A 7,074-nucleotide genomic window follows, 5' to 3' on the forward strand; every position below is an offset into this window, starting at 1 on the left:
GATGCACGATGTGCTCGCCCACCGGCTCTCCCTCGTGGCGACCTACGCGGGTGCGCTCGAATACCGCCCGGACTCCGCGCCCGAACGGCTCTCCAAGGCCGCCGCGGTCATCCGCACCGGCGTGCACGACGCCCTCGGTGAACTCCGGGACGTCATCGCCGTGCTGCGCGAGGACGAGAACTCGGGGAGTATCAGCGGCCCGCAGCCCGGGCTGGCCGACGTGCCCGCACTGATCGAGGAATCGCGCCAGGCCGGGATGGTCGTGCACCTGCGGGACTCGGTCACCGAGCCCGAGGCCGCTCCCGCGACCGCGGGCCGGACCACGTACCGGATCGTGCGCGAGGCACTGACCAACGCCCGCAAACACGCCGCCGACCAGCCGGTGCACGTCACGCTCGGCGGAGGACCGCAGGTCGGCCTGAGCATCGAGGTCAGCAACCCGCTTCCGGCCTCGGCGGCGCCGCTCGTGCCGGGCAGCGGCACCGGGCTGATCGGGCTGACCGAGCGGGCGCGGCTGGCCGGTGGCACCCTCGACCACTACACGGGCGACGAGGAATTCCGCCTGCGGTCCTGGCTACCATGGAGCGCGTGACCATCAAGGTGCTCATCGTCGACGACGACGCGCTCGTGCGCGCGGGCCTGGTGATGATGCTCGACGGTGCGGGCGGCATCACCGTGGTGGGGGAGGCCGCCGACGGAGACGAGGCCATCACCGCCGTCGGCGAGCACGCCCCCGATGTCGTGCTCATGGACCTGCGGATGCCGCGGATGAACGGCGTCGAGGCCACCGAGCGGCTGCGATCCCGGGACGAACCACCCGAGATCCTCGTCCTGACTACCTTCGACACCGACGACAACGTGCTCGCCGCACTGCGTGCCGGGGCGGGCGGATTCCTGGTCAAGGACTCCTCACCCACCCAGATCGTCGAGGCGATCACCCAGGTCGCCACCGGCGAGGCCGCGCTGTCCCCGAAGATCACCCGCCAGTTGATGGACCGCGTCGTCGCCAAGTCCGGAACCCAGGAGCGGGCACGGGAAGCGCTGCGCGCGCTCTCCGCCCGGGAACGGGAAGTCGCCTTCGCCATCGCCGAGGGTGGCAGCAACGCCGAGATCGCCGCCACCCTCTACATGAGCGTGGCCACGGTCAAGGCGCACATCACCCAGATCCTGACGAAACTCAAGGTCGACAACCGCACCCAGCTCGCGCTTCTGGTGCACGACAGCGATCTCGCCTGAGGACCGCGGTCCCGGTCACCGGCGGAGCTCGATTCTGTTCGATACTCCGGAATTCGGGCGATGGCAGAATGGGTGCGCTCCGGGCGGCGCCGGAGCGTGGAGAGGAGTCGCGTGGTCGCTGCGATCGATCTGGAGTATCCGTTCGCCGGCCGCTGGCTCGTCCAGAACAGCCCCGCCGACCGGGTGCCCAGCCACGGCACGACGCTGTTCGCCTCGTCCTACGCGATCGATTTCGTGCCGATCGGTGACTCCGGTGGCACAGCCCCGATCGGGTTCGGCTCCCTCCTGCGGCCGGAACCGCCGCAACGATTCCCCGGCTTCGGACGCCCGATCCTGGCCCCGGCCGCGGGAGTCGTCCTCGCCGTGCACGACACCGAGCCCGATCACCGGGCCTACCGCGGCCTGCCCTCGCTCGGCTACGCCCTGACTCAGCGCGGGCGGGTCAGCGCGGGCTGGGTGGCGCTCGCCGGAAACCACGTGCTGCTCGAGTACGCGGGCGCCGTGCTCGCCCTCTGCCACCTCCGGCACGGCAGTGTCCAGGTACGTGCCGGGCAACGGGTGCGTGCCGGGGATCCGCTCGGCCGCTGCGGGAACTCCGGCAACAGCACCGAACCGCACGTGCACGTCCAGGCGATCGAGGGCCGCGAAGCCGAGCACGCCACCGCACTGCCGTTGACGTTCGACGGTTCGCTGCCGCGCAATGGCGCGGTCGTCACCGGGCGCGAACCGGGACGGTAATCCGGAACCGCGGCCACGGCCCTCGGGGGCTCCCCGGTAGGTTCGGGCGGGTCTCCAGGAACCGTACGAATCGAGGACCCATGCCCCGGATCGCCACCAGCGAGACCGTCGAACGGCAGGAATTGCTGGAGTTCATCACCCCGCGGCACCGCGCCGTGCTCGTCGCGACCCGCGGGGACGGCACCCCGCAGCTGTCCCCGGTCACCTGCGGGGTCGACCCGCAGGGCCGGATCGTGATCTCGACCTACCCGCAGCGGGCGAAGGCGCACAACATCCGGCGGAACCCGCGGGTCTCGCTGTGCGTGCTCTCCGAGGAATGGGACGGCCCGTACGTCCAGGTGGACGGGAACGCGGAAGTGCTCGACATGCCCGAGGCACTGGACGGGCTGGTCGAGTACTTCCGCTGCATCTCCGGTGAACACCCCGACTGGGCGGAGTACCGCGCGGCGATGGCCCGGCAGAACAAATCCCTGATCCGGGTCGGCATCGACCGCTGGGGCCCGATCGCCACCGGAGGTTTCCCGCCGAACCTCGCGGAGGGCTGAGGATCGTCCGGCGATCCACGTTTCGGGTTCGGGCCGGGTATTCGGTGAGTTCGTCGGGCTGTACCGCCGATGAGACAGAACGGTTCCGGCCCTCAGGTTTCCGGAGGATTGCGCGCGGCGATGTCCCGGAGCCAGGTCAGCGACTGCCGGGCAGCGAGGATGCGCTCGGTACGAGGTCCGTTGCCACCGGCGAGGGCGATGCCCTGCTCGGCGATGTCACCGAACGCGGCGAGGCTGTCGAGCTTGCGCTGGATCACCTTGTGCCAGGCATCGTCCTCGATGCGGTAGTAGGCGGTGCGGTCGCCGGGGACCCGGACCTTGCGGACCAGCCCGATAGCGGTGAGGAACCGCATGTTCGAGGTCAGCGAGGCCCGGCTGGCCTGGATCGTCTCGGCGATCTCGCCCGCCGAGCGCTCCGGTGGGTCGCAGATCATCAGCAACCCGAGGACGCGTCCGGTGATCGGCGGCAGTCCCCACTCCTCCACGCAGAACGTGGCGACCTGCTCCACCCACCGCAGTACTTCCTGGTCGTCCTCACCGGACATGGTGCGTCCTCCTCGGCTGCTCTTCGACCCGTCACTGTGTCATGGCGACCACCGACTCGCGAGTGGGCGTGGGAGTGGTGGTGACGAGGCGGGTCTTCCGGAGATAGCGGTCGAACCAGTCCACGGCCAGCGCCATCGCCTCGTCGAGCCCGGGGCCGGTGTAGAGGCCGAGCACGTCGTAGGGCAGGACTTCGAGTTTCTTCGGTTCGCCTGCCCTGGCGAAGGCGCCCTGTGCCTCCTCGAGCATGTGGTACGGGTCCCAGCCACCATTGGCGACCATCAGCAGCGGGGTCGGCGCCAGCCGGTGGATCAGGTCCTCCGGGCTGAAGGTGAGCAGGTGCTCGGTGGAGTCGAGTGTTTTCTCGTTGCGGTAGGTGGGGAACAGCTCTCCGGCCAGATCCGGTGTCTCACGCACGGTCTCGCCCGTCAGGCTCAGGTGCGGGACCCGGGCACTGTCCTCGCCCGCATAGCGCGCCTGCCAGTCCTCGTCCAGCCGGTCGCGCAGCGCGTGCGCACCGCTGCGGCCGAGCGAGCGCTCCAGATACCGCCATCCGTTCCACACACTGGGGCTCTGTACCACGACACAGCGCGCGCGACGATCGAGCACCGCGGCCTGCGTCGCGACCGAGCCGCCCATGCTCACGCCCCACAAGCCGATACGCGCCGCGTCCACCTCCGGCCTGGTCTGCAGATAGGAGATCGCACTGCGGAAATCCTCTACCTGCCGTTCCGGGTAGTCCAGGCACCGAGGTTCACCCTCGCTGGAGCCGACCGTGCGGTAGTCGATGGCGAGCACCGCGAAACCGGCGCGCACGAAATACGGCGCGAACACCGCCAAGGCCTCCTTGACCATCACGCCGCTGTGGCCAAGCACCAAGCCGGGAACGGGGGTGTCCACCTCCGGCAGGTACAGGTCACCGGCGCACCGGGTACCAAGGCTGTTGAACATCACCTGTTCGGATCGCGGGGCCATCCCCATCACCTCTCCTAGGTTATCTCTTGCTAGCCATTTCAGTCTCGACTGAAATGGCTAGCAAGTCAACCCCTGGTTCGTTTCGCTCATCGAGGACGTGCGCTCGGTGAGTTCCGCGCGCCGCGGGGATGGGGGTTCTCCCAGTACCTGTATCACCAGGATCTCCCCGAAGCCCAGGACGCTTGTCAGGCTGGGGAAACGGAAGCGCCACGACATTCCATGGACACGTGCGTGGTGCATGGCAGAGGGGACGAAAACCGATGGCGGACAACCGATTCACCACGCACGCGGAACTCTTCGATCTCAGTGGGAAACGCGCACTTGTCACTGGCGGAACCAAGGGCATCGGGATGATGATCGCGCGCGGCCTCCTGCAGGCGGGGGCCCGCGTCATCATCAGCTCACGCAAGGCGGGCACGTGCGCGCAGGCGCAGCATCTGCTGTCCGAATTCGGTGATGTGCAAGCAATCCCCGCCGATCTGTCCAGACACGACGAGTGCCGGCGTCTTGCTGATCTGGTCGAGGCCGGCTCCGAAGGCCTGGACATCCTGGTCAACAATGCGGGAGCGATGTGGCGCGAGCCGCTGGAGACGTTCCCGGACGAGGCCTGGGACACGGTGCTCGACCTCAATGTGAAGTCGCCGTTCTGGCTGGTGCAGGCACTGCTCCCCGCGCTTCGCCGGGCGGGCACCGCCGATGACCCCGCCCGGATCATCAACATCGGCAGTATCGCCGCCATCCACGTCGCCGAGTCGCCCAATTATTCGTACGCCGGCAGCAAGGCGGCACTCCACCAACTCACCAGAGTGCTTGCCAGGGAACTGGGCCCACAGCAGATCACGGTGAACGCCGTGGCCCCGGGACCGTTCCCATCGCAGATGATGGCCGCCACCCTCGATGCCATGGGGGACACGATCGCGGCGAAGGCCCCGCTGCGCCGGCTCGGCCGCGATGACGACATGGCAGGTGTCGCCGTGTTCCTCGCCAGCCGGGCCGGGTCTTACCTCACGGGCACCGTCATCCCGAGCGACGGCGGCATCGCCACGACCGCATCAGGCACCTGAACGCGGACGCGGCCTTTTCTGCCAGGGCCTATGGTGAAGGGGTGGCCACGATCGATTTGCGTACCGAGATCAAGGAATTCCTGAGCTCGCGTCGCGCGCGGATCACGCCGGAGCAGGCCGGTTTGCCTGCCTATGGCGGCAATCGCCGGGTCAAGGGTCTGCGCCGCGAAGAGGTGGCTCTCCTGGCGGGCGTATCGGTCGACTACTACGTGCGTATGGAGCGCGGCAGCCTCACCGGTGCCTCCGACGGGGTACTCGACGCGTTGGCCGTTGCCTTGCAACTCGACGAAGCCGAGCGCGATCACCTGTTCCACCTCGCACGGCAGTCCAGGGCGCCCGGCGGTGCGCGTCGACGGCGACCCGTCGTGCCGGTGCGCCGGGCGCTTCTGCAGGTGCTCGAGGCCATCACCGATGCGCCGGCCTGGATCTGCAACGGCCGTTATGACGTGCTGGCCATGAATCAACTGGCCCGCGCGCTGTACGCACCGATGCTGGCCGGAGCGCGACGGCCGGTGAACACCGCGCGGTTCGTGTATCTGGATCCCGAAGCGGCTGAACCGTTTTTCGTCGACTACGACCGCATCGCCGGTGATGTGGCCGCGAAGCTCCGCATGGAAGCCGGTCGCAATCCGCACGACGAGGAACTGATCGCCTTGGTCGGCGAACTGTCGACGTGCAGTGAACTGTTCCGGCAGCGGTGGGCATCCCAGGACGTTCGGCTGCACCGGTCCGGACGCAAGCGCGTGCACCATCCGGTAGTGGGCCGACTCGATCTGGACGTCGAGTCGATGGATCTGCCTGCCGACCCCGGCCTGCTCCTGAACATCTACACCGCGCCCGCCGACACGGCGACCGCGGACGGCCTGGCCCTGTTGGCGTCGTGGGCGGCCAGCCAGGAGAAGCTGGCGACCGAGAGTCAGACACTCAGCTGATCCGGCAAGTTCCCCTGGGGCCGTGGTCCAAGGGACCCGGCCAGAGTCCTCAAAAAGTCCCTTCGGCCGGAAGCGGTCCGCGTAGAGCATCGGCGAATCGGCTCTGACCTGCCCGTGGGCGCCCCGGCGAGGCGCGCAAAGGATGGGGACGGGGATGACCAGCAGGAATTGATGGGCAAGCTCGTGATCGAGGCGAGCTTCCCGCTTCCCGAGCTGGGTGGGAGGCGGTCGTGATGTCGTCTTCGGCGGTTGCCCGGTTCGTGTCGCTGATGATGGGCTGGTCATCGGGTTCACGTTCCTGTTCGGCTTCGGGAATGTGCTGCATTTGGCCTTGGGGATCGGGGTACCGATGTACGTTGCTCCGCTGGTCGCTCCTGCGGTGGATTTGACGGTGCTTGGTCTGCTCGTGGGGCCCCGGCACCTGGCGGTCTGCGGGGTGGGCGAGGACGGTTTGAAACCTGTCCGCCGACTGCTCTTGGCCGCCAGTGTGGTGACTCTGGGGTTGAACGTGGCTGATCCGGTAGCTCACGGAGCGTGGGGTAAGGTGGCGTTCGATGCGGTCGGTCCCTTGTTGTTGATCGGCTGGTCCGAGGTTGGCCCGGGTCTTCTGCGCGCACTGCGGGATCCGCTTGCTGATCGAGACCAGGTGGTCGCCACGTACGTGAGCGCGCAAGGGGCTCGGTTCACTCTGGGGTCATCGACTGTATGGTCGGAACGGAACACGGCAAACGGGATGTGCCGCGACGAAGACGAGCTATTAGCGTATGCACGTCGCGAAGATGCCGAACACCGGCGCGAGTATCCCCGACCGATCTCGGCAGAGAATCTACGGAAACGATTAGGGGTCGGTGCCAGGCGTTCGAGAAGGCTTGTCGCTGAGGTAAGGGCGGAGGCCAGTGCTGCACAATCAGCAAATCGTCAATAAACCAAAGTGAACGGGTGCATGTCCAAGGCTAGTCGTCCTTTTCGGTGGCGGGTTCTCCTTGCCTATCAATGGGTTCGGTTTGTCGGGGGAGGACGTATTCTTGGTGTGCCCCGGGG

At 67.7% G+C, this 7,074-nt stretch carries 8 protein-coding genes; 6 read left to right on the top strand and 2 right to left on the bottom strand.

Features of this window, described 5'->3' with window-relative positions; translation table 11 throughout:
- From AD72_RS34965 to AD72_RS34980, 4 genes are all read left to right on the top strand, one after another.
- Positions 1-592 (top strand): sensor histidine kinase (locus AD72_RS34965; RefSeq protein ID WP_031470944.1); only part of this gene is annotated, 592 nt, incomplete at its 5' end.
- Positions 580-1,236 (top strand): response regulator transcription factor, encoded by a 657-nt coding sequence (locus AD72_RS34970; protein ID WP_031470945.1) that lies wholly within the window; start codon positions 580-582, stop codon positions 1,234-1,236. The genes AD72_RS34965 and AD72_RS34970, both read left to right, overlap by 13 nt.
- A 111-nt stretch (positions 1,237-1,347) precedes the next feature.
- Entirely contained in the window at positions 1,348-1,974 is a 627-nt protein-coding gene (locus AD72_RS34975) for a M23 family metallopeptidase (protein ID WP_031470946.1), read from the top strand.
- Positions 1,975-2,054: 80 nt separating this feature from the next.
- Positions 2,055-2,519, top strand: a complete 465-nt coding sequence (locus tag AD72_RS34980; RefSeq protein ID WP_031470947.1) for a PPOX class F420-dependent oxidoreductase — start codon at positions 2,055-2,057, stop codon at positions 2,517-2,519.
- A gap of 92 nt (positions 2,520-2,611) precedes the next feature.
- Here the strand turns inward: AD72_RS34980 and AD72_RS34985 are convergent, their stop codons facing one another.
- Together AD72_RS34985 and AD72_RS34990 are read right to left on the bottom strand one after the other, a co-directional pair.
- Positions 2,612-3,064, bottom strand: coding sequence for a GbsR/MarR family transcriptional regulator (locus AD72_RS34985; protein WP_031470948.1), 453 nt, complete (start codon positions 3,062-3,064; stop codon positions 2,612-2,614).
- A gap of 31 nt (positions 3,065-3,095) precedes the next feature.
- Positions 3,096-4,037, bottom strand: a complete 942-nt coding sequence (locus tag AD72_RS34990; RefSeq protein ID WP_031470949.1) for an alpha/beta hydrolase — start codon at positions 4,035-4,037, stop codon at positions 3,096-3,098.
- A 260-nt stretch (positions 4,038-4,297) separates the two neighbouring features.
- On the opposite strand from AD72_RS34990, the gene AD72_RS34995 reads away from it, so the two are divergent.
- Positions 4,298-5,101, top strand: a complete 804-nt coding sequence (locus AD72_RS34995; protein ID WP_031470950.1) for an SDR family oxidoreductase — start codon at positions 4,298-4,300, stop codon at positions 5,099-5,101.
- Between the two features lie 41 nt (positions 5,102-5,142).
- Positions 5,143-6,033, top strand: a complete 891-nt coding sequence (locus AD72_RS35000) for a helix-turn-helix transcriptional regulator (RefSeq protein WP_031470951.1) — start codon at positions 5,143-5,145, stop codon at positions 6,031-6,033.
- Positions 6,034-7,074: the final 1,041 nt, after the last annotated feature.

It is taken from the genome of Sciscionella sediminilitoris (assembly GCF_000737195.2).
In the GTDB taxonomy this organism is placed as follows: domain Bacteria; phylum Actinomycetota; class Actinomycetes; order Mycobacteriales; family Pseudonocardiaceae; genus Sciscionella; species Sciscionella sediminilitoris.

Coding starts and splice junctions, on each gene's coding strand:
- AD72_RS34970 (WP_031470945.1), top strand. CDS start 580: ATGGAGCGCGTGACCATCAAGGTGCTCATCGTCGACGACGACGCGCTC.
- AD72_RS34980 (WP_031470947.1), top strand. CDS start 2,055: ATGCCCCGGATCGCCACCAGCGAGACCGTCGAACGGCAGGAATTGCTG.
- AD72_RS34985 (WP_031470948.1), bottom strand. CDS start 3,064: ATGTCCGGTGAGGACGACCAGGAAGTACTGCGGTGGGTGGAGCAGGTC.
- AD72_RS34990 (WP_031470949.1), bottom strand. CDS start 4,037: ATGGCCCCGCGATCCGAACAGGTGATGTTCAACAGCCTTGGTACCCGG.
- AD72_RS34995 (WP_031470950.1), top strand. CDS start 4,298: ATGGCGGACAACCGATTCACCACGCACGCGGAACTCTTCGATCTCAGT.